Origin of the sequence: Anoxybacillus gonensis (assembly GCF_001187595.1) — a bacterium.
Classification (GTDB): domain Bacteria; phylum Bacillota; class Bacilli; order Bacillales; family Anoxybacillaceae; genus Anoxybacillus; species Anoxybacillus gonensis.
The window spans coordinates 2,511,888-2,538,836 of sequence record NZ_CP012152.1 but is presented as its reverse complement, the minus strand read 5'-3'; the positions used below and the strand labels follow the sequence as shown (position 1 = coordinate 2,538,836).

The window sequence follows — 26,949 nt, the reverse complement described above, 5'->3', positions numbered from 1 at the left end:
AAAAAGGAAGGCTTCCGTATAGGAGGCCCTCCCCATATTTATACATATTTACCTCACCGTCGAAACTTCAATCCCAAGCGGCAGTGCGGCTCCGCCTGCATGCATAAATTCAAGCGAGATGACGTCTTGAGTTGAAAAGACGATATAGTCGACAGATGCGGATTGTGTAAATGGCTGAAGCGGTGGGATGATATAGACGACACCGTTTACTTTTACAGCTCCACAATATGCTCCGCCGCGAGCGCTAAAGCGGAGTCGCACCGTTTTTATTTCCCCTGTTTCATTTTGAATCGGCAGCGATAGACGGTACGTTAAGCCGTAATGGCCGGGATTGTGCACCGTTTCGGTCGGTTCGCTTAATGCATTGGCAATGGAAAGAAGATGGTCTGTTTTCCCATTCGATATGCTGTAGGCGACTGGTTCGTTATCGATTGTATATGTCGGTAACGTGGCTTCTAACGTTGTTCCTTTCCATACGCCGCGCGGATGAGTCGCATAAGAATCGAGCGGTGCGAGCGTAGGAGAAATCGTTGAGAAATTCGCTGACGAACTTGTGACGACTGTGCGAATGCGATAGTCTCCTGTACCGTTTTCTTGCTGAATGGTGAAGTCATATAAAAAGCCGAGCAGTTGATTGTTTGATACATCAAACGCTTGAATGACTGCGCTCGTTCCTGCTTTCACTTTCACTGTTGGTGCGGTTGTGAGAGCTTGTCGCAGTACTGTTTCGGCAAGTGGTAAACCGACATCGTAATGTCCCCAACTGTTTGGGCTTGTTCGGGACGTTCCTTTTATATTCGTGACAATGATGTCGTTAGAAGAACGATTGTCAACGATAATAGCGACAGTAGCGCGAGTGCCTAAGTTGTTGACGTGCCACCCAAATACGCGATGGTCTATCGTTCCTTGTTGTCCTTGCACGTGATCAAGTGCTAACGTCACTTGCTGATTTGGCACAGAAACAGGTGTTAACACTTCTGGGTTGTCGCTTATTAATAGACGACGGTCATCAGCCATTTTTGGTGTTGTCACGTGCTGTGGGACAGTAATTGAAGTTTCGGCGATTGGCAGTAACGGACTGCGAAACGTCGTTCGAGGAATCGAGAAAAATAAATCGTTATTTCCGTTTCGAGTCATTTGTGCGCCAAAAACAGTCATGACCCATGAAGCGGATACGTACCATTCGTCGTTTAGTCGAATTGGTGCAAGCGGTGCGACAATTTCATAATCGTCAACGACTAATTGTTTTTTTCCTGCTGAAATTGTCATTTGTCCGCGAGATAAGCGAACGATCATCGTGTCTTCTGTTTCAATCCAATCAACATTCACATCGATCGCTGTTAGTAGCTTTTTTAACGGAACATATGTATATACCCCATCCGTCATAGCGTTGTTTGTAACTTTCGTTTGATTCACGTACACTGCCCCAGCACTTGTTTGAAGAGTTGACCAAGAGATGCGCACCTCTTTTCCGGTCCATTGCACGTTCGCGTCAAGCGCTTCTGCGATAAAGCGAACAGGGACGAATGTACGTCCACGGTAAATAATTGGAGGGGAATCAAGTGTGACCGTTTGATCGTTGATTGTCGCCGTTGTTGATTGGACGGTAAGAACAATCACTTTTTTATTTTTTTGAACGGTCACTTGTTTTGTATTGGCATTCCAAAAAATATTGGCACCAATCGATTGAGAAATCGCTCGAAATGGCACAAGAACGCGATTGTCCACCATAATCGGCGAAGTATCTGTTTGTATCGCTTTTCCGTTTGTTGTAATTGGGATATGCATAGGTCGAATACTTGTTGCCTCGGTAGCTGTTGGGATAGATGAAAAGATCATGAGGGCAACGAGTGCATATCCAATGATGTTTTTAAACAAAATAACCACTCCTTCCCATGGTATTATACCATAGTCCTTCCTTTTGTCACGTATTTTGGAATTTGAAGTAAAAAAAGACGCCCGGTTGGACGTCTTTTATTGATTCGTGACAGTAATTCTTCCTTCTACTGTTGGAATTGGTTTTTGTGATTGTAAGTAGTTCATGACTACGGTGCTTAATAATTCACCGCTATCAAATTCTATTTTACTTGCGGCGAACATGTCGTAGCCGTCACCGCCTTTTGCGATGAAGTCATTTGTTGCGACAGTGTATGTTTTCGCTTCATCAAGCGGTTGTCCGTTAATTTCAACGGATGTAATGCGCGATCCAGCTGGTTTTGTCGCATCAAATGTGAAACGAATGCCTGACACGTGCGGGAAGCCTCCATTTTGTTCAGGATAGAGTCGCACGCCATGTTCAAGCGCTTTTTTCAAATCCGCCCCACTCATAGATACTTTTACAAGTGTATTGGCGAACGGTAATGTCGTTAAAATATGGTTGCGCGTCACATCTCCTTTTGGAATGGAAGCGCGAATCCCGCCACCATTTGTTAGGGCAACATCCGTTTGTAGCGCTTGGCGCATCGCATCTGCAATGAGATTGCCAAGGTTTGTTTCTTTCGTACGTACATTTGCACGTTCCCCATCTAAGTTGACGTCAATAGTTGCGATGACTTGTTGTAGTGTCGAATCTGTCGTGTTTTTGTACGTGTCTACGATGGAACGGACAGCGGCATCTTCTTGTTTTGTTGCATGATCGCGATATAAGAAGCCGTTGACGCCGATCAGTTTACCTTTGTAGAATAATAAATTCGTTTGTCCGAGTGCTTTTCCGTATTCAAACGCTTGCGAAACATATGCGTATTTAAATTTTTTCGGCGCTTCAATTGTATCGTGGCTATGACCGCCGAGAATGACATCGACACCTGATACATTGTTCGCAAGTTTTTCGTCTGTTTGTAAACCGGAGTGTGATAAGACGACAATGTGGTCTACTTTTCCTTTTAATTCGCTCACAAGTTGTTTTAACGTCGCTTCTTCATCGGCGAATGTAATGCCGACAATGCCAGCAGGATTTGTTTTTACTGCTGTATCTGTCGCTGTTAAGCCGACAAGCGCAATTTTTTTGTTGCCGACTTGTTTAATCGTATAGGCAGGCAAAAACGGTTGTCCGTTTTTATAAATGTTTCCGCTAACGACTGGGAATTGAACCGCTTTCGTTAACTCAAGCAAACGGTTTTGCCCATAGTTGAAATCATGATTTCCAGGAACCATTGCGTCATATTTCATTGCGTTCATTAAGTCGACGACAGCTTGTCCGCTATTTAAGTTGACGTATGTTGTGCCATGGAACGTATCTCCTAAATCAACAAGTAGCGTTTGTTTATTTTTTTGGCGTGTATCTTGGACGATTTTTGCGATTTTTGCAAAGCCCATTTCCCCGTTCTTTTCGTTCGCAATAATGCGGCCATGTGTGTCATTTGTATGAATAAACGTAATTTTTTCAATGTTCGTTTCGTAACGCTTTAAAATGGCTTTCGTTTGCTCAGCTGTGAGCCATTGTTGTGGTCGAATCGTTTTGTCGCTATATCCTTGAAGTAACCCGAGGTGAAGTGCTGCAGCAAGCGATTGTTTTGCCCAAGGTTTTGTCGCTTCTCCATCTTTGTACAATTTAAATACGTTCGTTGCGTAGTGATGGCGAAGCTGTAACGAACGAATGAGAAATACATACGCTTGTTCACGTGTTAATTTTTCATTTGGTGCAAATGTCGTTTCTGTCTTTCCGCTTGCGATGCCAAGACGAATGGCAGCTTCGACGTAAGGTGCAAGTTGTGGGTCAACGTCTGTAAAGGGAAGGTCTTTTACCTCTCTTTTCACATCGACCCCAAGCGTTGTAATCAGTTGTTGAATAAACTCCCCGCGCGTTACATGCTCGCTTGCTTCTGACGTTTGCGGTTGAAGTACAAAAGCAACGACTAACATACAGATGAGCATGAACCGTTTTTGCATTTTGTGCATACGTTTTCCTCCTCTACTTAATTATGACTCTATTAAATTATAACAAAATTCTATAAAATTTTTTCACTAAAATGTTAAAAAACTTTTATTTTTTAGTTAAATCACTACTTTTATACAAGTGTCGTTTTTGTCTATTCATGTCGAAGTGGACGCGATACAATGGAAGTAAGTAGGAGGTGGCAAGTGTGAGCAGATGGTTATGGCTATGTGTTGTTTTCTTTTTATTTCCTTCTGTCGTTCAAGCGGATGAAAAAGAGGAATGGATTGTGCAAGTGCAGCATCCGTCCAATTTCTCCGATATTCAATCATACGTCGTAGATACGGTCGGAACGTTTGCGAAAGTGGTGGTCACAGAAGAAGAACGAGAACACATTTCCCGTTTGCCGTTTGTTTTAAAAATGGAGAAAAATGATATGAAGCGAGCAGCTGTCAATGACCCGTTGTTTTCGGAGCAATGGTCTTTGGGGATGGTTCGTTGGCATTTTCCAACAGTGACATCGGTGAACCGGCTCATTGGAAAAACGATGATTGTTGATGGACGAGAAGAAGTGTATGACGGAGAGGCGTTTTTCGGTGAACATATCGTCATCGCGCTTGGTGAAGAAACATTATCTCGCCTTTCTGTCACAGTGGATCATATCGAAGGACCATGGCGTATACAGGTGAAAGATGAAAAAGGGGCGACGTTAGGGGAGAACGAAGGTGAACTTCCTCGACTTGATGTTCTCATCCCCCGTCCTTCGTCAACGATTCATCTATATGTTACGGCGCCAAATTGGACGAATCGCCCGCGCATCGTGGAATTGAAAGGTGTCAATCATGTCCTTGTTGCGGTTGTCGATTCGGGTGTCGTACAACATGAAGATTTAAACGATCATGTGCTGTATAGTGTAAGCGTTGATTATGCAGAAAACAAGCGCTATGCGGATGATACGTTTGGGCATGGGACGCATGTGACAGGCATTTTAGCTGCTAGCGTCAATAATGGAAAAGGAATAGCAGGACTAATTGGAGATGCGCCGGTAGATATTTTGCCGATTAAAGTGTTAGACCGTTACGGAGTCGGCGGTGATTTTGAAATTGCGAAAGGGGTCAAATATGCGCTTGAGCAAGGCGCTTCGATTATTAATTTAAGCTTAGCCGGTCAAGGAGAAACGGAAGTGTTAAAAGCGGTCATCGAAGAAGCTGTCAAACGTGGTGTGCATGTTGTGGCAGCGGCTGGCAATAGCCATATGCCAACGACAAATATTTATCCGGCCAGCTACCCTGGAGTCATTACGGTCGCAGCGGTTGATCGACAACAAATGCCGCTTTCTATTTCGAATTATGGTTGGGACGTAGAAGTAAGCGCCCCTGGGGATTTTTTAATAAGCACATATCCATCAGGTTATCGGGAGATGCGCGGCACGTCGATGGCTGCTCCGCACGTCTCCGCGCTATTGGCTGTATTGCGCGCAATGTATCCAGAAGAAGATGCGTTTCAACTTCGCAACCGTATATGGAAGACGGCGAAAGATGTATATTGGCGCGGATATGATATGTACACAGGGGATGGAATTATTCAATGGCAACAAGCGCTTGCGTTATCGGCTCCGTCAAACATCGACTGGCTGAACTTACAACCGGGACAGCCCATTGAAAAAAATCGTACGTATATGTTAGGTTTGTCTTCGCGTTTTGTAGGGAAAAATGGTCACCTTTTTATCAATGGAAAACTTGTTCACTCATTCGTTATTCATCAGGAGATGATGCCGTTTCGTTTGTTTGATCTAGCGAAACAACAAGGAGACGTGGCGGTTGTCATCACAGATGAACAACAACGAGTGATCGCTTCCGATGTTCGTGCTGTTCCTATTCGACCAACGCCGTTTTCCGATGTAAAGAAAACATATTGGGCGTATAGCGATATTTTACAGGCACAACAACTTGGAATGATACGCGGGTATGAAGACGGGACGTTTCGTCCAAATACCCCTTTAACGCGCGGAGAAAGCATTGTGATGCTTGCTCGCCTGTTCGGTTGGGAAGTGCCATCTTTGTTGTCCGCTCCTTTTGTCGATGTGCCATTGACAGCTACGAATGCGTTGTTAGTAGCGACGGCAGCGGAAAAAGGAATTGTGAAAGGAACGGGAGGAAAAGCATTGTTACATGAGCAACTGACGCGCGGACAGTTTGCTTTACTTCTCATGCGTGCGCTTCAACTAGAGAACGAGCCGATTCGTTCTGTTTTCCCATTTCAAGATGTAACACAACAAGATATGTGGAAAGCGGTGCAGTTGTTAGCAGAACGAGGGATCGTTGCGAAAACGTCATATTTTCATCCGAACGAACCTGTGACGAGGGCGCAAATGTGCGCGATGCTTGTGCGTGTTTCGACACTTATTCGACAATATTCGACAAAAACAGCATAAAAAAAAGCCCCACCGTTTCCAAATGGGTGGGGAGGCTGACTTAGCAACCAAAACCTTATCGCATAAGTAAGTATAGCCGTTTTTTTTAAAAAAATCACTACAAAAATAATAACTTTGCTGTATAAAATTGTCGCTTTGTGTCGTTTTTTGTCGAAAAAAGATAGAGACGTGTCGAAAAGAAAAATATGCGTTGTCGGGTATGGAAAAGGTTAGGATTGTTTGTTATGCTTGATGATAGAAAAATGTCGAAAGGGAGAAGAATATGCTGGGGAAACGTCACGTATATTGTCTTTTGATCGTTTTTCTTGCTTTTTTTTCTGTTCCTATGCATAGTTGGGCAAATACAGAATTAAAGCAAGAAGGACGATTTGTTGATGTTACAGACGGCCATTGGGCAAAAAATGAAATTGATTTTTTAGCACATGCGCAAATTATTAACGGTTATCACGCTGGACAAACATCGGAGTTTCGTCCGGCGCAATCGGTGACGCGGGCAGAAGCGGCGAAAATGATCGTCAGCGCTCTCGGACAGACAGAGTGGAAAGACGGAACGTTGTCATTTCAAGATGTCCCGGCCAATCATTGGGCGCGTGGCTGGATTGCGCGTGCGGTACAGCTTGGCATTATGGGAGGAGACGGTACGACGAATTTTCGTCCAAATGACAGTCTTTCCCGCGCGGAAATGAGCATCGTTCTTGTGAACGCCTTTTCCCTTCCGAGCAAAGGTGCTGCGGTTGAGGCTGCTTCCGTATTTAAAGATACGACAGGTCACTGGGCCCTTGCGCACATTAATCGTCTATATTATCACGGTATAGCGAACGGACGGGACGGACAATTTTTCCCGAAAGATGCGATTTCCCGTGCTGAATTTGCGACGTTGTTAGCGCGGACGATTAACGATCAGTTCCGTTTACCGTTGCCGGACTTAATTGAACAAGGCAAAACGAACATTCAAGGAACGGTGACGACTGCTACGCTTAATGTTCGACAAACGCCAGCAGCGACAGGGGTGCTTGTTGGAACATTGCAAAAAGGCCAAGTTGTGGATGTGTACGATCTTAATGGCTATTGGGCAAAAATTGCTTATAACGGTCAGTTTGCTTACGTGCATAAAACGTATTTAAAATTGCGGAATATCGCAGGTTCCCCTGTGAAAGGGCGCGTTATTGTCGTTGATGCAGGACACGGTGGAAAAGATCCTGGCGCCATGAGCGGAGGAGCGAACGAAAAAACGATCGTGCTTGAAGTGGCGAAATTTGTAAAAGAAAAACTTGAAAAAGCAGGCGCAACCGTTATTATGACGCGAGAGACAGATGTGTATCCGACGTTGCAAGATCGCGTAAATATCGCGAAAAACAACTACGCAGAAATGTTTGTCAGCATTCATACAAATTCAGCGACAAATACAAGTGCGAAAGGAGCAGAAGTGTATTACGATTCGTCGACGAATCCGAACGGAGAGGAAAGTAAAAAATTAGCACAATACATTCAAGAGGAGATTGTCCGCATGGCGAATATGGTCGATCGAGGCGTGAAAAATAGCGGACTTTACGTTTTGCGCAACAATAGTGTGACAAGCGTGCTCGTCGAACTTGGATTTATTTCTAACGCAGAAGATCGTGCGAAATTAACGTCAGCCGAATATCAAAATCTATATGCTGAAGCGATTTATCAAGGGATTGTGAAATACTATACATCACAATAGAGGAGGTGGCATGGTGCGCGAGTGGATTCTTCCTATCGTTTTTGTTTGCGGGTTGTTCTTAACAGCGTGCGAGCAGGAACATGCGGGGGCAAGTGAAGAGCAAGAAATTGCAACAGCGCCGTGGACAGAGCAACAAATAGCGGATACAAATAGCCGTTTAAATCAAATTGACGAAAAGATGAAACAACTGGAACAACAGCTCACGAAAATGAAAACAGCTGTGGAATCACCGCAAGTGTTTAAAGATGTTCCGCTCGGGCATTGGGCGTATGTTTCGGTCGCTCGTTTATATCGTCAAAACATTGTCGGTGGCGTGGGGGATGGTTTATTCGCCCCGAATCAAGCAATTACGCGTGCGCAAGCAGCAGCGATGCTTGTTAGAGCATTTCAACTTCCGTTATCAAACAAGCCATCGATTTTTGCGGATGTCCCAAATTCTCATCCGTTTGCTCGCGAAATTATGACAGCATATGAGGCTGGTTTTGTCGGAGGGTATCCAAACAATCGTTTTGCCCCTCAAGAGTCCATGAAGCGAAAACATATGGCGATGATTATTCAACGCGCTTTTCGCCTGCAGGCAACGTCATCGCCATATGCAGGATATAAAGATGTAGCGAGTGGAACAGAAGGGGCGCTAGAAATTCGCATTATCTCTCAACATGGGATTGCGGAAGGAAGTAATGGATATTTTTATCCAGAACAACCGACGACGCGCGCTCACTTTGCTACATTTATGGATCGAGCGCTACAAAATAAATAGGCTGTGCATGTGCACAGCCTATTTGATTTTTTTTACTTCGATTCCTTTATAGTAGTACTTTAAAATTTGATCGTACGTAAACCCTTTTTCCGCCATTGAACGCGCACCCCATTGGCTCATGCCAAGTCGATGCCCCCATCCATTTCCTGTGAATGTAAATTCAGTTGGAGCGGTTGGATAGTAAATCGTTTCATTTTCTGTACGAATCGAAGCATTTCCGTTTGAAATGATCGTTTGTCCGCTATTCGTTTGAAGTGTGTAGCCAACAATATGATCGACCGTTTGTTCTGAACCGTCCGCAAGTTTTACTTTTACATTGGCATTTCCTTTGACATCGAAGGCAATACTTTTTAATGAAATGCCAAAAAATGAACGAAATGCATCAGGTGATGATACAAACGAAGGTCGCGCTTGCACAGTACGTTTTTGCCCTGTGGCAGGATTGTACACAGTCGCTTCCATTTGTTGTACGCTTCCTGCACTTGTTTTTTGCGTGACACGAAGCGACACGACTTGTTCGTTTGTTAGTTTAAATTTTGATGATACGACATTTGTTGCGACTTTTCCGTTCCATCCGTAATGTGGATTGCTCGCATGGCGATCGTACGGATCGGAAACAGAGCGAATGTATGGCACAGCGCTGCTCCACACATTTTCGCTATTTTCTGTATTCCCGCCAGAACTTGAATGAAAATAGGCAGCAATCGGCTCATTTTGATATGTCGCATACACACCTGCCGTTTCGTTGACTGCTGCGGTAGATGTTGCTTGTTCTTTTGATTTTCCACCGTACACTTGGCTCGCCACAGTCATTTGCAAAAATGATGATTTTTTCAATTGAGCGTATGCGTAGCTACGTGCAGCAACAGCTTGTGCTTTTAACGCTTCTTTATGCCAAGATGATGGCATTTCCCCAGGGACAACACCTTTCAAATAGTCTTCGATGTCTAACGTATTAAATAAGTTTGGTGCCGTTTGTCCTGGTGTAATTTCAAATGAACCTCGGTATTTTACAGGTGCTGATGTCCCGTTTGCTTGTTGAATGCTGCCGATCGTGACGTCGTGTTGGTCGTTTCTTGTCACTTCATCTAATAAAAAACCGCTTGTCGATGTGTAAGAAACGCCATTGATTGTTGCGACGACTGCCCCGTTCATTTGTGAAAAAGCAATCGGATTTGTAAATGGGATCACTTGTTTTGTTTTCAAATCAATGAGTTGATAGTTTCCATTTACTGTCGCAAGGAACGTTGCAGTCGGCAATAGTTTTACCTTTACGGGTGTCGGATATGTTGCTGCATCAACGGATGTTGGGGTAAAAAGAAACATGCTAAAAGCGACTACGATCCATCGAATACTTTTCATCATTACTTCGCCGCCTCTATTTGTTGTTTCAATTTCTCGACTTCTTGCTCGAGCTGCTGAACGCGCTGTTCAAGTTTCGTGACTCGCTCATTTAGCGGGTTTATTTTTGCCAGCACCCATTCTACACTTGCTAAAACAGGTTCGCTATTTGCCAGTGCTTTTGATGCAGAAACGGTTAACATCGCTGCAAGCACCATCATGACAATCGTTCTTTTTTTCACCGTTTTCTCCTCCCTCATTTCTATTTATCTCACATTATAACAAATCATTTCAACAAAAAGGACGAAAATGTAACAACATTCTAGTTTTCTATTTTCCATTTGTCGATTTTAAAATTTATGGTATAATGTCTGATAGGTTTGTGAAAAGAGATGGTAGAAAGTGTTACTTTTTAAACAATAATTGATTGAAAAATCGGGAATGCTAACGAATAGGGAGGTTTCCTATGGTTTATTTCACCTTATTTCTTTGTTTTGTTTTAGCTGTGCTCATTACGCCTGTCGTGAAATGGTTGGCGTTTCGAGTTGGGGCAACGGACAAGCCAAATCAGCGGAAAGTGCACCAAAAAATTATGCCTCGTTTAGGTGGATTAGCGATTTTTATTAGTTTTATCGTCGGCTATTTTGTATTGAAACCAGCTAGCCCATATGCGACGGCGATTGTCATTGGTGCGACAATCATCGTGTTAACGGGTGTGCTTGATGATATATATGAGTTGCCGCCAAAGTGGAAGCTGCTCGGTCAAATTATTGCCGCCATTGTCGTCGTGTACGGCGGCATTCGCGTTGATTTTATTAACTTGCCATTTGGTGGCCATTTACAATTTGGATTATTAAGCATCCCGATTACGATGCTTTGGATTATCGGGATTACCAATGCCATTAACTTAATTGACGGTTTGGACGGTTTAGCTGCTGGCGTATCGTCCATTGCGCTTGTCACGATTGCTGGAATGGCAGCGACGATGGGCAATACGTACGTGTTCGTCTTTGCGATGAGTTTATTATTGCTCGGAAGTACGCTCGGTTTTCTTTTATATAATTTCCATCCAGCGAAAATTTTTATGGGCGATACAGGGGCATTATTTTTAGGCTATATGATCTCTGTGTTATCGCTTCTCGGCTTTAAAAACGTTACGGTGTTTTCGTTAATTATCCCGATTTTGATTTTAGGGGTACCTATTTCAGATACGTTATTTGCCATCGTCAGACGCATCGTTAATAAGCAACCGTTATCCGCACCGGATAAATCGCATTTGCATCATTGCTTATTGCGTCTTGGATACAGCCATCGTCAAACAGTATTAATTATTTATGGCATGGCAGCGATGTTTGGTCTTGCGGCAGTTGTATTATCGAAAGCGACGATGTTTGGCGCATTAGTCGTCATTGCGTTTGTGTTGCTTGTTGTTGAGCTTGTTGTCGAGAAAGTTGGGCTTGTCGGGAAAGATTATCGTCCGCTACTGAAGATGGTTCGCGGCATGAAAAAAATTTCATAATTCATTAAATGAAAGAGGGTGTCTCGCGAGACACCCTCTTTCATTGTTCTTGAGCGAATTGTTCGGTTTGTGCTTGATAAGACGATACGTCAAGATGTGTTTTTAACGTTTGTTTAATTTCATCTACTGTTGCTTCATCAAGTCGGTAATAATATACACCGCTAATGCGTGCGTCTTCTCCTTTGAGATGAAGCGTTTCGATGTTTGCACCTGTTCCCTTTGTTGCATAAGCAAAGAAGCCTTTCATTTCCTCAAACGTTAAGTTCGTCGTCATGTTTTTCCCGACCGCTTCCATCACATCGTCAAATTTCGTGAGCGACTTTACGCTCATCGCTTTTTTGAAGATTGCTTTCATCAGTTCTTGTTGGCGTTTGCCGCGCTCGATGTCGTTGTCATATTTACGTGTTCTTGCAAGCGCCAGCGCTTCTTCGCCGTTTAATGTTTGTAAGCCTGGTTTTAAATGAATCGCGTTTTTCCGATCATGTGAATCCATTTCGCGAAGTTCGTAAGGGACATCAAACTCAATGCCACCGAGTTCGTCAACGACATCAACAAACGCCTCAAAGTTCATCTTGACGTAATAATCGACTGGAATATCGAGCAATTCTTCAACCGTTTCGACCGTTGCTTTTACTCCACCGTATGCATGAGCGTGTGTAATTTTATCGTATTTTTTCTCGATTGGAATGTACACGTAAGAGTCGCGTGGGATGCTAAGCAATTTTACCGTTTTATCTTTCACGTTAAATGTCGCAAGGACAAGCGCATCGGAACGTACCGCCCCCATTCCTTTCTTTTGGCGAATGTTGCTGTCGTCTACGCCGATAAATAAAACAGAAATGTTATCTGAATTCGGATCAACTTCTTTTATTCGCTTTTCTGATTTTTCGCGTCCGTCAATTTGTTCAAACGACTGCTGAATGACGGACTGCGCTTTATTGAAAAGAAACGTGGCGTATGCCCCTCCCCCGATGATAAGAAGAAGCAATGGGAGTAGAACAAATGTCCATATTTTTCTTCGTTTTTTCCTTTTTTTCATATATGCTCGTCTATTTTGCATCGTCGTTCCCCTTTTTTCAAAAGTTCAACAAATATCGACATGTAAACAATCATCATTTTACAAAATTTTTATGCAGTCGTAAACGAAAATTTTTTTACTGCGCGACATCAAACTCGACGTATACATGCTCGCCATCTGTAATGGTGCTTTTCCCATTAGTCAGTTCTGTCATCCATGCGCGGAAATCTTCTTTTTGTTTTTCTTCGACATATGTGTCAATCGTTACGTGTTCTGCATAATGAATGTTTTTTATCGTATAAGTAGAGGCGCGCAGTTCATTTTCGACTTTCCCAAGCCATGTATAGTCAAACGTTGTATGCATGATCCGCATCAGTTTACGTTCGACAATGCCTGCGGCTTTTAGTCCTTCTGTCACTGCTTTTCCGTAAGCGCGCACAAGCCCACCAACGCCGAGTTTAATGCCCCCAAAATATCGTGTGACAACGACGACGGTGTTTTTTAACTTTTTCTTTTTCAACACTTCGAGCATTGGAACGCCTGCCGTGCCGCTCGGTTCGCCATCATCGTTTGCTTTTTGAATGTGATCGTGTTCGCCGATCATATATGCGGAACAGTTATGTGTTGCATCCCAATGTTTTTTCTTGATTTGTTGGATAAAGCGAATCGCTTCTTCTTCTGTTGTTGCTCGTTCGACGTAACAAATGAAGCGCGATTTTTCAATGACGATTTCTGCCTCTCCATATCCTTTTACCGTATAGTATGCCTCTAACAACGTGTAATCACCTCGAATACTTATTGGAATGTTGTGCGTTTTTTGTCGAAAAATGCTGATGGAAATAGATGAAACATGCTATAATGAAAATTATAAAACGATCTGTCTAATGTTCAAAGCAAGAAGAGCATTTAAATAAAAGTCAGAAAAGTTGTTTTTTTGACTTTTGTTCATTTTTTCTCAGGTGGTGTGTATGTCCAATAAAAAAATAAATGCAAAAGAGCTCGACCGAATTGTAAAAAAAATGATTGAAACGGTAGGTCAAAGCAAAAAGGAAATTTTTCATATTAGCGAACAGTCGTATAAGGAACGTGATCGATTACTCGCTGAACTTTATGAAATCAAGGGAGAGGTGAGTCGAGTTATTCAGCAGGCGGATCAATTGGAGATAAAGGAAAGGCTAGCACGTCAACGTCTATCAGAAGTAAGTAAAAGCTTTTCGTTATACTCTGAAGAGGAAATCCGTCAAACATATGAGAAAGCGCATTCGCTACAAATGGAACTTGCAATGACAAGAGAAAAGGAAAAACAATTACGTCGGCGCCGAGATGAATTAGAAAGACGGTTAGCTTCTGTGAAAGAAACGATTGAACGAGCCGATCATTTAATTGGACAAGTGACCGTTGTGCTCGGTTATTTAAATGGAGACTTTCGAGAGTTAAGTGAGTTCATTGAGGGGGCAAACAAAAAGCAAGAATTTGGATTGCGCATTATTGAAGCGCAAGAGGAAGAGCGGAAGCGGTTGTCGCGAGAAATACACGATGGCCCAGCACAAATGCTCGCGAACGTCATTATGCGTTCCGACTTAATTGAACGCATTTATCGTGAACGCGGAGCGGAGGAAGCGATTCGTGAAGTGCGCGATTTAAAAAAAATGGTGCGCTCTGCTTTATACGAAGTGCGCCGCATCATTTACGATTTGCGTCCGATGGCGCTTGATGATCTCGGTTTAATTCCAACGTTAAAAAAATATTTACAAACGATCGAAGAATATTATAAAAAAACCATCACGTTTACATACATAGGAGAAGTGCGTCGCTTGTCCGATCGTTTTGAAGTCGCTATTTTCCGCCTCGTGCAAGAAGCTGTGCAAAATGCGTTAAAGCATGCGGAGGCGAAGGAGATTCAAGTGAAAATAGAGCTAAAAAAAGATAGTTTGCTGATCGTCGTGAAAGATGATGGCAAAGGATTTAATCCGAATGAAAAAAAAGATAAAGCATTCGGATTAATCGGTATGCGTGAGCGTATCGAATGGTTGGAAGGGAAGCTACATCTTTACTCACAACTTGGACGCGGAACGATCGTTACAATGCATATACCGCTCCATAAGATGCAAGAGAAGGGGGAACAATAGTGAAAAAGCGCATCGTTTTAATTGATGACCATAAACTATTTCGAGAAGGAATTAAACGCATTTTAGATTTTGAACAAGATTTTGAAGTTGTTGCGGAAGGATGCGATGGAGACGAAGCGCTGGCGCTTGTTGATCAATATAAACCAGATGTCGTCATCATGGACATTAATATGCCGCATGTCAATGGCGTGGAGGCGACGCGCCAACTCATCGAGGCGTATCCGGATACAAAAGTGATCATTTTGTCGATTCACGATGATGAAAGTTACGTCATGCACGCCTTGCAAACAGGGGCGATGGGATATTTGTTAAAAGAAATGGATGCTGACGCTTTAGTTGAAGCAGTTCGTGTTGTGTCGGAAGGCGGCTCGTACTTGCATCCGAAAGTGACGCATAATCTTGTGAAAGAATATCGTCGTCTCATCGCTGGAGAGGGAACAGGACAAGAGAAGCAAAAACAAGCGATACGCCGACCGTACCATTTATTGACGCGCCGCGAATGTGAAGTGTTGCAGTTGTTGGTCGATGGAAAAAGTAATAAAGGTATTGCTGATGCGCTATTTATTAGCGAAAAAACGGTCAAAAACCATGTAAGCAACATTTTGCAAAAATTAAATGTTAATGATCGCACGCAAGCGGTTGTTGTTGCGATTAAAAACGGCTGGGTGGAAGTGAAATAAGGTTGTCGAGTGAATTCGACAACCTTTTTCAATGCAAGGATATTTATAATGTAGTACAATGCAAGTAGGAAAAATTTTGGACAAGGAAGGTAAAGGCAATGAAAACGGCGATTTTAACAGATAGTACAGCATATATCCCGAAGCATATTCGCGAACAGTTGAATATACATATCATTCCTTTAAGTGTTGTCTTTGGAACGGAGACGTATCGAGAAGAAATCGATATAGGTGTAGAAGATTTTTTTGATAAAGTAAAAACGAGCGAACAACTGCCGACAACGTCACAGCCGCCGATTGGTCTATTTGTTGAAACGTTTGAGCAGCTTGCAAAACAATACGATGCGGTCATTTCGATTCATTTATCAAGCGGCATTAGTGGAACGTACCAAGGAGCCGTTTCCGCAGGGCAGATGGTTGAAGGCATTCGCGTGTATGCATACGATTCGGAAATTAGCTGCATGGTGCAAGGTTTTTATGCGATAGAGGCAGCAGAAATGGCACAAGCAGGTATGCATCCAGAGGCGATTATTGCGCGGCTAGATGAAATGAAGCGATCGGTGCGCGCTTATTTTATGGTTGATGATTTATCCCATTTGCAGCGCGGTGGGCGGCTAAGTGGCGCACAAGCGTTTATCGGCAGCCTTTTACAAGTGAAACCGATTTTACATTTTGTTGATAAAGTGATCGTGCCGTTTGAAAAAATTCGTACACGTAAAAAAGCGTTAAGCCGAATAGAAGAGCTATTTGCTGAAGATGCGATGCTGGGCGTTCCGATGCGTGCGGTCATCATTCATGCGAATCGTGAAGAAGAAGCGCGCGCATGGAAAGAAAAGCTCGAACAACAATACCCGCACGTTGAATTTTTCCTTAGTTATTTCGGACCGGTCATTGGCACACATTTAGGTGAAGGAGCAATGGGATTCGGTTGGTACAAAAAATAAACAGGAATTCTTTTGATTAGCGCGAATAGAAGAAGTGGGCGACTCGTCCACTTCTTTTTTAGTGAGGTGATTTCGTTGCATCTCGCAGGCAAGCAGCTGCTAAAGTCTGAACTTTCTTTTTCTCATGATGCGAAACATGTTCAAATCGTTGACAGTATCGTCAAAACGAAAAAAGGTTATCGCTGTGTGCGATGCGACAATGAGGATCAACAACTTTTTGCCTCTTTTCCGTGCGCTCGGTGCGGACGCATATGTACGTATTGTCGAAAATGTGTCATGATGGGACGATGTAGCGAATGCAATCCGCTCGTCATATGGACGGGCCCAATTCCCTCCACCTCTTTTTCTTCACCGCTGAAATGGAGCGGTAAACTATCCCCAGCCCAACAACTTGCTTCCGACGAAGTGTGTCAGGCGATTGATCGAAACGACTCTTTGCTCGTTTGGGCCGTATGTGGTGCAGGAAAAACGGAAGTGTTATTTGCGGGAATCAATCTGGCGCTGTCGCGCGGAAAGCGCGTTTGCATCGCCGCTCCGCGCACAGATGTCGTATTAGAGCTAGCTCCGCGCTTGGCGAGCGTATTTCCATCGGTCGATATGGCGGCATTATATGGCGGTAGCGAAGACCGTGGTAAACTTGCTTCATTGACGGTGGCAACGACGCATCAACTACTTCGGTATTATCGGGCGTTCGATGTCATGATTGTTGATGAAGTGGATGCATTTCCGTATAGCGTTGATCCGATGCTTTCGTATGCCGTTGAACGTGCTCGAAAACCGACGTCTTCACTCATTTACTTAACCGCAACACCTAACGAACAATGGCAATATGAAGTAAAAAGTGGAAAGCGAAAAGCGGTAACCATTCCTGCGCGCTATCATCGTCACCCACTCCCTGTCCCTACATTTGAATGGTGCGGCAATTGGCAAAAAAAGTGGCGTCACCACCGTTTACCTTTATGTGTCGTTCAATGGATGTATGCCCGTTTAGAACAAAAGAAGCAAGCTTTTGTATTCGTTCCCCACATCGACTTGTTACAACAAGTTGTTCCGTACTTGCAACAATTTCATCCGCACATTGAAGGGGTGCATGCCGAAGATCCGAAACGAAAAGAAAAAGTGCTCACTTTTCGGCGCGGGCAAATTCCTATTCTCGTGACAACGACCATTTTAGAGCGCGGGGTGACTGTGCCCAACGTTGATGTCGCTGTGTTAGGTGCAGAACAACCGATTTTTACCGAAAGTGCGCTCGTGCAAATTGCTGGACGGGTCGGGCGGAGTGCCCAATATCCGACAGGTGATATTCGCTTTTTTCATTTTGGAAAAACGAAAGCAATGCTTAAAGCAAAGCGCCATATTGTACGTATGAACGAAGAAGCGCGAAAGAGAGGATTGATCGACGAATGAAATGTGTCATTTGTCATGATGAATGGATGCCACACATGTCGTTTTCCATCCTTTTGACGATTCGTCAAGCGGATGTTTGTTGCCCGCATTGCCGTGCACGTTTTATTCGTCTGGAAGGAAGTTGTTGTGAACGATGCAGCCGTTTCAGTGATCAAGCGGTATGTGAAGATTGTATCGCGTGGGAGAAACGAAAAAGTGCTTTAAAACAAAACGTCTCGGTGTATATGTATAATGATTGGATGAAAGAAGTGATGAACCGTTTTAAATTTCGCGGTGATTATGCGCTTGTCGAAGCGTTTCGTCATGATATTCGCGCAGTTTTCTCGAAACATTTTTCTTCTGATGTGCTTCTCGTCCCTATTCCGCTTAGCCCTTCTCGATTAGTTGAACGCGGATTTAATCAAGCGGAAGCGATTGCTTCGCTTTTACCATTTCCAATCATTTCCCCTTTGCGACGGATCGACGGCGAAAAACAATCGAAAAAAAACGAGACGTGAACGCTTTGTCGGACGGAAGTTTTTTGTCGCTGAAGGAAGTGTCGCAGGAAAGCGCATTGTAATCGTAGATGATATTTACACGACAGGGGCGACGGTGCACGAAGCGGCAAAACTTCTTTATGACGCAGGTGCGCAAGATATTTGTTCGTTTACATTAATTCGTAGTTAACATTGTCTTTTTGTATGCCGATAATAAAAGAAAAGAGTGAGTGGAGTGTGAGTGGTGATGGAACTTCGTGGGGAGATGGCGATGAATCGTGTACAATCTCTATATTCTTTTTCTCCGCTATGTTCTGAAGGCGTATATGTTGGGAAGGTAAAAAAGCATTTAGGAAATGGTGAAGCCATTGTGACGATACAAGGACAAGATGTACACGTTCAATTCGAGGGAGAAGTGCCGAAGGAATCAACATGTTTTGTCCGATTCGTAAGTGAATCTGACGGAATATGGAACGTAGTATGTGAGAAACGAGAAGGGCACATCACTTCACATTTTTTACAAGATATTGAAAAAATATTTTCCAAGCAAGGGAAAAGTTTATCTCTCGAAGAAAAATTAAACTTACAGCGTTTTTTTGAAATGGCAGAAGGGACAGTCAAAGAAAAAATAAAAACGATTGAAACGATGGTTAGTAAAAAGATACCGATCAACACTTTTCAATTGCAATGCATTCATGAAGCGTTGAAGGAATCTAGTTTTGATGAACAATTGAATAAATTGATGAAAGTGATAGATCCTCTCGTTGTACAAGATGACACTATACAAAGTGAGCAGTTAACATATGGAGAAATTTCTTCGTTTTCAATTAAGGAAGAGTGGATGCCATCTGTACCTTCACAGATGAAAGAAGTAATCGTAAAAACAGTAACAGAAAAAATGACAGAGGCTGAGCGTAATTTCAAAGAGGAAAAAAGAAATATAAATACAAAAATAGAAAAAGCAATAGAAATTATTAAAAAGGAGCAAAATTTACAAACAAGAGAGCGAGGAAAACACTTTATCGAGGCAGCCGTTCGTGCGCTTGATCGTGTCATTTCACAAGGAGACTTAATAAATTTAGCTGATATGGAGATGGAGAAAAAACTTCTTCAAATTAGTGCCAAACTTGCCGAAGCGAAAACAGAGATAATAAACGGACGCATGGATCAAGCGTTGAAATGTGTGCAGGAAAGTAAGAACATGCTTCAACAAATTCAATTCCAACCTTCTCAACAAAAAATAGTGCGCATTTCATCAAATGAAAAATTAAACCGCCATTGGACGATGGAAAAACAAATATTTCAACAATTGAAACATATGTTATCCCATCCGCCAAAGGACGATGAAGTGTCTGCTCGCTACGTGTTGGAACAGTTTCGCCAACTTGGTTTTTATCATGAAAAGGATCTTGTTCGCTCTTTGTTGGTAGAGAAAGATTTAGTACCGGCAGAAAACTTGAAAACGTGGTTAATAAAAATGACCAAAAATGAAGGGCATCCTTTGTTTAAAACAGCCGAACAGGCGTTGATGAATATTACTGGGCAACAGCTGTTAAGCAAGTTTCAAGAAGAAAGTCATACCCAAACAATGTTTTATCAATTACCGTTTTTACAAGGTGAGGAAATAAAAACGGTACAAATTTATTTGCATTCGAGAAATGCAAATGGGAAAGTAGATTGGGAAAATTGCTATTTATACTTTTTGTTGAATACAGAACGGTACGGAAAAGTATCTGTTTCTTTTCAAGCGCTACAAAGACAAGTGACATTAACCATTCGTACAGAAGATGATGCAGTTGATCAATCGTTGCGTAGCTTTATAAACACAACAAAAGAAAATTTAGAAACTATTGGGTATCGAGTAAGAGATATTGTTATTGCCAAGCTAGAAGAACCGAAAGAAGAAGTCGCTGATCCTGAACTTAAATATACAAAGAATGTAGAAAGGAAACGTGAGTGGAGAATATGAACGGAAATCATTATTTTACGGCCATATCGAGTTACGAACAAAAGTCTGGCTCTTTTTCGGTGAATGTAAGTACAATGGATATACTAACGAACTATCCGTATGTGCAAAAAGATGAGGAGTTGGCTAAAAACTTAATGGATCCAGAATATCGAATGCCTGTACAGCTATACGCAGCAATTGGAGAAGTGTTAAAATTGATTCGTGCAATTGAACGATCATAGGAGCGGACGACATGGAAATCAAAAGAGTGGAAAGTATAGGTTCTGTTGATGTATCGCAAACAAAACAAGTTGTATCTTCTTCAATATCATTTTCAGAAATAATAGGTCAACAGCATCATCGGTTAGTTGGTGAACAATTCGAAAAGAGAATCAGGGAAATTGAAGAACAAGGAAAAAAACTTGTTGAATCGCGGACAATAGAAGATTTAAGGAAATATAAAAAGCTTGTAAAACAATGCATCGATGAGACGGTAAAAAATGGGCTTCAATTATCAGAGCAGTATGGATTTGGGTGGAATGGACGATCTCGCGTATATAAAATTGTAAAAGAAATTGACAAGCAACTGATCCGATTAACAGAAGATTTGTTAAATGAACAAAAAACGACATTAGATTTATTAGGTACAATTGATGCGATTCGAGGGTTAATCATTAACATATATGTATAGAGTAAAGAAGGGGGAGGTAATTATGAATCTTGACAATTGTCCGGTATGTGGAGGTCTGTTTCTTAAAACAAAATTTCGCGATATATGCGAGAAATGCTATAAGGAAGAGGAAGAAGCTTTTGAGGTTGTATATAATTTTTTACGTAAAAGAGAAAATCGGATGGCAACAATTACCCAAGTCGTAGAAGCTACTGGTGTTGAAGAGGCATTGTTGTTCAAATTTATCAAAACAGGGAGGTTACAATTACGTCAATTTCCTCATTTAGGATATCCTTGCGCTCGATGTGGAACAATTATTCGTGAAGGAAAATTATGTGAATCGTGCAATAAAGACGTCAATAAACAACTTCATATGATCTATGAAGAAGAAAAAAGAAAAGACAAACAAAATAATAACCCAACATATTATATAAAAAAAGATGAAAAGTAATGTGTTGTTGTAAATGTTTTTTTTCTTTTGACGATAATAAATATAAAGAAACGTTCGTTTTGTAATACATGAAAAAAAGGAGGGAGTAGGATGAGAATCGATCATGTTCGTCTGTCAAATGTTTATGCGTATCGCTCCAGAATAGAAAGCGATGTCTCAAAACATAAGCGTTTAAAAGAAAATGATCAAGTCGATATTTCTGTTGAGGCAAAAGAACTGCAACAGTTAGCTTTATGGGAGAAAGAACGGCAAAAAAAACTTGCTGACATAAAAGAACGTGTGCAAAACGGGACGTATCAAATTGACAATTATGAAGTAGCAAAAAGTATATATGCGTTTTATAAACAAGGAAAGCAGTAGATGGGCATAAAGGGGCGATTCATTTGTCTATTCAGCAACTTGTTGGTGTGTTGCGTGATTATATCGAAACGCATCAACAATTAAAAAGTAGTGCAAACAGAAAGACGGAAGCGCTAAAAAAAGGGGACTTCGCTGCTTTAGATGACATTGTAAGAGAAGAACAAGTACACGTAGCGATGCTTAATCAGTTAGAAAAAAAGCGTGCGCGAATAGTTACGCAAATCACAGGGATTGATGGAGAGCAAACAGTAGAATCATGTTTGCGTTATGCAGATGAGCAAGAACAGAAGATTCTCCATGAGTTGCGAAAGCAATTATTACAGCATATTGAAGAACTTAAACGGATAAATGAGCTGAATCAACAACTTATTGAGCAATCGTTACAGTTTGTTTGCGTCATGCTTGATGCGTTGCATCCGCAAAGAAAAGATATACAATATCGTGCTAACAATGAGCCAACTTCTTATGAGGAGCGACAGTCTATTTTTGATTCGAAAGTGTAAATAAAAAGCTGGAGGAGATATCATTGAGGTCTACATTTCATGGATTAGAAGTCGCTAAACGGGGCATGTTTACACAACAATCAGCTATATACGTAACAGGGCATAATATCGCGAACGCTAATACGCCGGATTTTTCAAGACAACGTGTGAATTTTAACCAAACAGAGCCATATCCAGCAGCTTCAATGAATCGCCCGAATATTCCGGGGCAGATGGGAACAGGGGTGGAAGCAGGATCGATTCAGCGAATAAGAGATAGTTTTTTAGATTACCAATATCGCAATGAAAGCACGAAGTCAGGTTACTGGAGTACGCGTTTGGATGCTATTAGCCGAATGGAAGATGTGATGAATGAGCCGACTGAGTTTGGCTTGGCGAAGGCGATGACACAATTTTGGGAGTCTCTCCAAGATTTGAGTGTTAGTCCAGAAAATGAGGGTGCGCGTGCGGCGGTTAGACAACGTGGCATTGCTGTGGCAGAATCTTTTAACTATTTGCATAGTTCGCTGACGCAAATTCGTGAAGATTTAGGTCAACAAATTAAAACGGGGTTATTGGAGGTAAACTCCATTTTAAGACAAATTAGTGAATTAAACGACCAAATCAAAGCGATTGAACCGAATGGATATTTGCCGAACGACTTGTATGATCGGCGTGATGCGCTTGTGGACGAATTGTCGAAGTATGTGCAAGTAAAAGTAGACAAGCAACCAACGGGTGGCAATGCTTTGCCGATTGCTGAGGGGATTTACAAAATTTCAATCGTTGATTCAACTGGCGCAGCCATTGAAGTTGTATCAAGTACAGGATATAAAACGTTATCGATCGATCCGAGCATTTCTGGCGACCCGACGAATCCGAATGGATATGTTCGTAACGTTGTTTTATCAGACGGTACGACGATTGCCCCAAACGACTTTGCGAACGGAAAAATAAAAGCATTAATTGAAGCATACGGGTATGGAAGTACGCCTACTAGCGTTGTTGGATATTATCCGGATATGTTGAATAAATTAGATCAAATGGCATACTCGTTTGCGGAAATGTTTAATGCCCAACATCGCGCGGGATATGGACTTGATAACTCAACAGGATTGGACTTCTTTAGTGTGGGTTCAGTAAGTGGAGCGGCGGGTGCAATCCAAGTGAGCATTAACGATTTATCTAAAATTGCGGCTTCTACTGCATTAAACGAACCTGGGAATGGTGAAAATGCCCTAAATCTATCTAAAATAAAAGATTTGCTTATTACGAGTGGAACGGTCACCATTTCAGGAAGTCCTGTTTCTGTTCCTATTCAAGGTGGAACGATTCAAACGTTCTATGAAGGGTTCATTGGGCAAATTGGTGTAGATGGTCAACAAGCTCAAAGAATGAAAGTGAATGCGGACACGTTAGCTAAGTCTGTCAATGAAAATCGCCAGTCTGTCAGCTCCGTTTCTCTTGATGAGGAGATGACAAATTTAGTTAAATTTCAGCATGCGTACAGTGCAGCTGCGCGCATGATTACAGTCGTTGATGAAATGCTTGATAAAATTATTAACGGTATGGGACGTGTCGGAATATAAAGGTAGGTGGATGAGATGAGAGTAACACAATCAATGCTTGCTCATAATATGTTACGACATTTATCGACAAGTTATCAAAGGCTTGGAACGATTCAGGAGCAATTAACGACAGGAAAAAAGATTACTCGCCCTTCTGATGATCCTGTTGTGGCGATGAAAGGAATTGCGTATCGTGAGAGTTTGCAACGTGTAAAGCAATATCAGCGGAATATTGGTGAAGTGCATAACTGGATTGACAGTGCTGATGATGCACTGGATAAAGTGGGAATGGCACTGCAACGTGTTCAAGAGCTCGTCGTCCAAGCATCAACAGATACAGCAACACCTGATGACCGCAAAAAAATTGCAGATGAAATTGACCAACTACAAAAACATATTGTTGATATTGCTAATACGAAAGTAGGTGGAAAATATATTTTTCACGGAACTGACACAAGAAATCCACTATTTGTTGGCTATCCAGATGACCCTTCGTTTTCAGCTGGCACAAACAATAACAAAGTGAAAATTGAAGTGTTTGATGGAATTGAATTAGAAGTGAATATTGATGGTGCGGCTTTATTTGGAGATGCCTCGACTGGCATCGTTGGCATGCTACAAAACTTGAAGACAGCTTTGAATAACCCAGGGAGTACAGGGAATACAATTGGTAGTTATTTAACACAAGTTGAGAATCAACAAAATGCCTTGTTGGCAGCTCGTTCGGAACTTGGGGCGAAACAAAATCGAGTGGAAATGATGGAAAATCGCTTAGCGACACAAGAAGTTATTACGACAAAAGTGATGTCGAATAACGAGGATATTGATTACGAAAAAGCAATTACAGAGCTTATTTCACAGGAAAGTGTCCATCGTGCTGCACTAAGTGTAGGAGCGCGAATCATTCAGCCGACATTAATTGATTTTTTGCGTTAGGTGAGTAAAATGAATATGCCGCAAATACAAATTCGTACTGTAAAAGCGATGCTCGGTTTGAACATACAAAAACCAACACAGCATATTGAGCAGCCTAAAGCAGAATTATATATCGAACAGCCGCCGGCTTCGCTCCATATTTATAAACAACCTGCTCGTCTCACCATTGATCAATCAAGGGCATGGAGAGATATGGGGCTAATTGGTCCGCTTGAGTCGACGAGCCGGTTTGCTAAAGAAGGACGCCAAGCTTTGCTTGAGGGGATTGCTAGACAAGCGGAAGAAGGAGAACGGTTGATGCGAATCGAGCATGGCGGTAATCCGATCGCAGAAATCGCAACAGGAAAAGGCATGCGCCCATATCGCCAGCTTGGAATTACATTTATTCCATCTGTAGATAGTGTAGATGTTCACTATGAACCAGCGCGCGTGGAGATCGAAGTGGAAAAGAATAAGCCGATTATCCAAGCGAAAGTTAATCCGCCTATTCATGAGTATAAACAAGGGAAAGTTTCTGGTCATATGATTCAATATCCATCTATACAGATTGATGTGAAGTATTAAATGTGAAGCGGTGCTTGATGTGCCGCTTTTTCTGTGAAATAAGGAAGGAGCTCGGTAAGATGAAAATGGTGTCAAAATTTTTGGGCGAAGTCGAAGTTTGTGAAGATCAAGTTATATACTTTCCAAACGGAATTCCCGGATTCGAGGAAGAAAAGCATTTTGTAATTTTGCCTCTTGAAGAATCGACATCATTCGCCATTTTGCAGTCTATTCATCATCAGCATGTCGGGTTTGTCGTTGCATACCCGTTTGCTTTTTATCCTGAATATGCTTTTGACTTATCGGAAGATGAGGCGGAAACATTAAAATTAACGTCTCCAGAAGATTGTTTAGTGTATGTTATTATGACGCTGAAAGAGCCGTTTGTCGAATCAACGTTAAATTTAAAGGCACCTGTTGTTATTAATGTACGAGATAAAATAGGAAAGCAATTGATTCTGCACAATACCGATTATCCGATTCGTTTTTCTTTGCGTGAAGTGAACGAGGGGAGGGAACGATAATGCTCGTTCTTACCCGGAAAAAAAATGAATCTATTATGATTGGGGATACTATTGAGATTAAAGTGTTAGCCATTGAAGGAGATCAAGTAAAGTTAGGGGTCGTTGCTCCGAAGCATATCGATGTGCACCGCAAAGAAGTGTATCGGCTCATTCAAGAAGAAAATAAGCAAGCACTGCACGTTTCACAGCATTTATTCGATCAGCTAAAAAAACAATAAAAAAATAAAAAAATGACTAAACATTTTTATATTCACTCCGATATAAAGATTGGGAGCAGGAGATATACTTTGTTTCTTGCGCACCCAACTACATGGATGTAGAAAAATATAATTCAAGGAGGAAATGAACATGAGAATTCAACACAACATTTCAGCGTTAAATACGCACCGTCAATTAGCATTCAACAACACGCAAACAGCGAAAAACCTTGAGAAGCTTTCTTCTGGTTTCCGCATCAACCGTGCAGGCGACGATGCTGCAGGTCTTGCTATCTCTGAAAAAATGCGCGGTCAAATTCGCGGTCTTGAAATGGCTACTAAAAACGCACAAGACTCTATCTCATTAATTCAAACAGCAGAAGGTGCATTAACGGAAACTCACGCAATCCTTCAACGCATGCGCGAACTTGCTGTGCAATCAGCAAATGACACAAACACACAAGAAGATCGTGATGCTCTACAAGCAGAAGTGAATCAATTAATCTCTGAACTTAACCGTATTGCAAACAATACAGAATTTAACACACAAAAACTGTTAGATGGTACGTTTAATGGTAAAACTTTCCATATCGGTGCGAATTCTGGTCAAGCGATCACATTAACAATTAATGCCATGACTGCAAGCGGCTTAGGTGTGAGCGGATTAAGCATTTCTTCTCAAACTGCTGCTGATGACGCTATTTCAACAATTAATAGTGCAATTGAAACAGTTTCTAGCGAACGTGCGAAACTCGGTGCGGTACAAAACCGTTTAGAGCATACAATTAACAACCTAGGTGCAACACAAGAAAACTTAACTGCTGCTGAGTCACGTATCCGTGATGTTGACATGGCGAAGGAAATGATGGAGTTTACGAAAAACAATATTTTAATGCAAGCAGCACAAGCGATGTTAGCGCAAGCGAACCAACAACCACAAGGCGTATTGCAATTGCTTCGCTAATTAACATAAAAAGAGATCTTAG

General features: G+C 42.0%; 26 protein-coding genes and 1 pseudogene. 21 read left to right on the top strand and 6 right to left on the bottom strand.

Annotated features, from left to right (window positions below; all coding sequences use genetic code 11):
* Positions 1-48: 48 nt before the first annotated feature.
* The gene (locus AFK25_RS13330; protein WP_035066099.1) at positions 49-1,887 is read right to left on the bottom strand and encodes a stalk domain-containing protein; all 1,839 of its coding nucleotides are present in this window, start codon (positions 1,885-1,887) and stop codon (positions 49-51) included.
* Between the two features lie 87 nt (positions 1,888-1,974).
* Positions 1,975-3,897, bottom strand: coding sequence for a 5'-nucleotidase C-terminal domain-containing protein (locus AFK25_RS13325; RefSeq protein WP_035066102.1), 1,923 nt, complete (start codon positions 3,895-3,897; stop codon positions 1,975-1,977).
* A gap of 185 nt (positions 3,898-4,082) precedes the next feature.
* Between AFK25_RS13325 and AFK25_RS13320 the strand changes: the two genes are divergently transcribed.
* From AFK25_RS13320 to AFK25_RS13310, 3 genes are all read left to right on the top strand, one after another.
* Positions 4,083-6,308, top strand: a complete 2,226-nt coding sequence (locus AFK25_RS13320; protein ID WP_035066105.1) for a S8 family peptidase — start codon at positions 4,083-4,085, stop codon at positions 6,306-6,308.
* A gap of 262 nt (positions 6,309-6,570) precedes the next feature.
* Positions 6,571-8,013 (top strand): N-acetylmuramoyl-L-alanine amidase, encoded by a 1,443-nt coding sequence (locus AFK25_RS13315; RefSeq protein ID WP_035066109.1) that lies wholly within the window; start codon positions 6,571-6,573, stop codon positions 8,011-8,013.
* Positions 8,014-8,023: 10 nt separating this feature from the next.
* Complete coding sequence (locus tag AFK25_RS13310; protein WP_035066112.1) at positions 8,024-8,773, top strand: S-layer homology domain-containing protein; 750 nt, start codon at positions 8,024-8,026, stop codon at positions 8,771-8,773.
* 18 nt (positions 8,774-8,791) lie between these two features.
* Here the strand turns inward: AFK25_RS13310 and AFK25_RS13305 are convergent, their stop codons facing one another.
* Together AFK25_RS13305 and AFK25_RS13300 are read right to left on the bottom strand one after the other, a co-directional pair.
* Positions 8,792-10,138, bottom strand: coding sequence for a SpoIID/LytB domain-containing protein (locus AFK25_RS13305; RefSeq protein ID WP_035066115.1), 1,347 nt, complete (start codon positions 10,136-10,138; stop codon positions 8,792-8,794).
* On the bottom strand, positions 10,138-10,356 hold the full coding sequence (locus AFK25_RS13300) for a hypothetical protein (protein WP_019417526.1): 219 nt from the start codon (positions 10,354-10,356) through the stop codon (positions 10,138-10,140). The genes AFK25_RS13305 and AFK25_RS13300 overlap by 1 nt, the downstream gene beginning before the upstream one ends.
* A gap of 224 nt (positions 10,357-10,580) precedes the next feature.
* Here AFK25_RS13300 and AFK25_RS13295 point away from each other — a divergent pair, with 224 nt between their 5' ends.
* On the top strand, positions 10,581-11,633 hold the full coding sequence (locus tag AFK25_RS13295; RefSeq protein ID WP_019417525.1) for a glycosyltransferase family 4 protein: 1,053 nt from the start codon (positions 10,581-10,583) through the stop codon (positions 11,631-11,633).
* A gap of 40 nt (positions 11,634-11,673) precedes the next feature.
* On the opposite strand, the gene AFK25_RS13290 is transcribed toward AFK25_RS13295, so the two are convergent.
* Together AFK25_RS13290 and AFK25_RS13285 are read right to left on the bottom strand one after the other, a co-directional pair.
* Positions 11,674-12,693: an LCP family protein gene (locus AFK25_RS13290; protein WP_035066119.1), complete on the bottom strand. Its 1,020-nt coding sequence runs from the start codon at positions 12,691-12,693 to the stop codon at positions 11,674-11,676.
* Between the two features lie 94 nt (positions 12,694-12,787).
* Entirely contained in the window at positions 12,788-13,426 is a 639-nt protein-coding gene (locus AFK25_RS13285) for a YigZ family protein (protein WP_035066122.1), read from the bottom strand.
* 193 nt (positions 13,427-13,619) lie between these two features.
* Between AFK25_RS13285 and AFK25_RS13280 the strand changes: the two genes are divergently transcribed.
* The 17 genes and pseudogenes from AFK25_RS13280 (at position 13,620) to AFK25_RS13200 (ending at position 26,927) form a co-directional block, all read left to right on the top strand.
* Positions 13,620-14,780, top strand: coding sequence for a sensor histidine kinase (locus AFK25_RS13280; protein WP_035066123.1), 1,161 nt, complete (start codon positions 13,620-13,622; stop codon positions 14,778-14,780).
* Positions 14,780-15,460, top strand: a complete 681-nt coding sequence (locus AFK25_RS13275; protein ID WP_035066126.1) for a response regulator — start codon at positions 14,780-14,782, stop codon at positions 15,458-15,460. The genes AFK25_RS13280 and AFK25_RS13275 overlap by 1 nt, the downstream gene beginning before the upstream one ends.
* Positions 15,461-15,558: 98 nt before the next feature.
* The gene (locus tag AFK25_RS13270; protein ID WP_019417520.1) at positions 15,559-16,401 is read left to right on the top strand and encodes a DegV family protein; all 843 of its coding nucleotides are present in this window, start codon (positions 15,559-15,561) and stop codon (positions 16,399-16,401) included.
* 66 nt (positions 16,402-16,467) lie between these two features.
* Positions 16,468-17,808, top strand: a complete 1,341-nt coding sequence (locus tag AFK25_RS13265; RefSeq protein ID WP_035066129.1) for an ATP-dependent helicase ComFA — start codon at positions 16,468-16,470, stop codon at positions 17,806-17,808.
* Positions 17,805-18,474: pseudogene (locus AFK25_RS13260) on the top strand (ComF family protein). Before AFK25_RS13265 ends, AFK25_RS13260 begins: the two are co-directional and overlap by 4 nt.
* A gap of 54 nt (positions 18,475-18,528) precedes the next feature.
* Entirely contained in the window at positions 18,529-20,253 is a 1,725-nt protein-coding gene (locus tag AFK25_RS13255; protein ID WP_128713020.1) for a hypothetical protein, read from the top strand.
* Positions 20,250-20,474, top strand: a complete 225-nt coding sequence (locus AFK25_RS13250; protein ID WP_128713021.1) for a flagellar biosynthesis protein FlhB — start codon at positions 20,250-20,252, stop codon at positions 20,472-20,474. Before AFK25_RS13255 ends, AFK25_RS13250 begins: the two co-directional genes overlap by 4 nt.
* 11 nt (positions 20,475-20,485) lie before the next feature.
* Complete coding sequence (locus AFK25_RS13245; protein WP_035066135.1) at positions 20,486-20,923, top strand: YaaR family protein; 438 nt, start codon at positions 20,486-20,488, stop codon at positions 20,921-20,923.
* A gap of 22 nt (positions 20,924-20,945) precedes the next feature.
* A complete protein-coding gene (locus tag AFK25_RS13240) occupies positions 20,946-21,353 on the top strand; it encodes a TIGR03826 family flagellar region protein (RefSeq protein ID WP_019417514.1) in 408 nt (135 codons plus the stop codon).
* Between the two features lie 90 nt (positions 21,354-21,443).
* Positions 21,444-21,713: a flagellar biosynthesis anti-sigma factor FlgM gene (flgM, locus tag AFK25_RS13235; RefSeq protein WP_019417513.1), complete on the top strand. Its 270-nt coding sequence runs from the start codon at positions 21,444-21,446 to the stop codon at positions 21,711-21,713.
* Positions 21,714-21,736: 23 nt separating this feature from the next.
* Complete coding sequence (locus AFK25_RS13230) at positions 21,737-22,216, top strand: flagellar protein FlgN (protein ID WP_019417512.1); 480 nt, start codon at positions 21,737-21,739, stop codon at positions 22,214-22,216.
* 23 nt (positions 22,217-22,239) lie between these two features.
* Positions 22,240-23,784, top strand: a complete 1,545-nt coding sequence (gene flgK / locus AFK25_RS13225; RefSeq protein ID WP_019417511.1) for a flagellar hook-associated protein FlgK — start codon at positions 22,240-22,242, stop codon at positions 23,782-23,784.
* 15 nt (positions 23,785-23,799) lie between these two features.
* Positions 23,800-24,699, top strand: coding sequence for a flagellar hook-associated protein FlgL (gene flgL / locus AFK25_RS13220; RefSeq protein ID WP_035066139.1), 900 nt, complete (start codon positions 23,800-23,802; stop codon positions 24,697-24,699).
* A 9-nt stretch (positions 24,700-24,708) separates the two neighbouring features.
* Positions 24,709-25,263 (top strand): DUF6470 family protein, encoded by a 555-nt coding sequence (locus tag AFK25_RS13215; protein ID WP_035066142.1) that lies wholly within the window; start codon positions 24,709-24,711, stop codon positions 25,261-25,263.
* A gap of 59 nt (positions 25,264-25,322) precedes the next feature.
* Positions 25,323-25,766: a flagellar assembly protein FliW gene (gene fliW, locus AFK25_RS13210; RefSeq protein WP_019417508.1), complete on the top strand. Its 444-nt coding sequence runs from the start codon at positions 25,323-25,325 to the stop codon at positions 25,764-25,766.
* Positions 25,766-25,984, top strand: coding sequence for a carbon storage regulator CsrA (gene csrA / locus AFK25_RS13205; protein ID WP_019417507.1), 219 nt, complete (start codon positions 25,766-25,768; stop codon positions 25,982-25,984). The genes fliW and csrA overlap by 1 nt, the downstream gene beginning before the upstream one ends.
* Before the next feature lie 130 nt (positions 25,985-26,114).
* The gene (locus tag AFK25_RS13200) at positions 26,115-26,927 is read left to right on the top strand and encodes a flagellin N-terminal helical domain-containing protein (RefSeq protein ID WP_035066145.1); all 813 of its coding nucleotides are present in this window, start codon (positions 26,115-26,117) and stop codon (positions 26,925-26,927) included.
* The last annotated feature ends 22 nt before the right edge of the window (positions 26,928-26,949 follow it).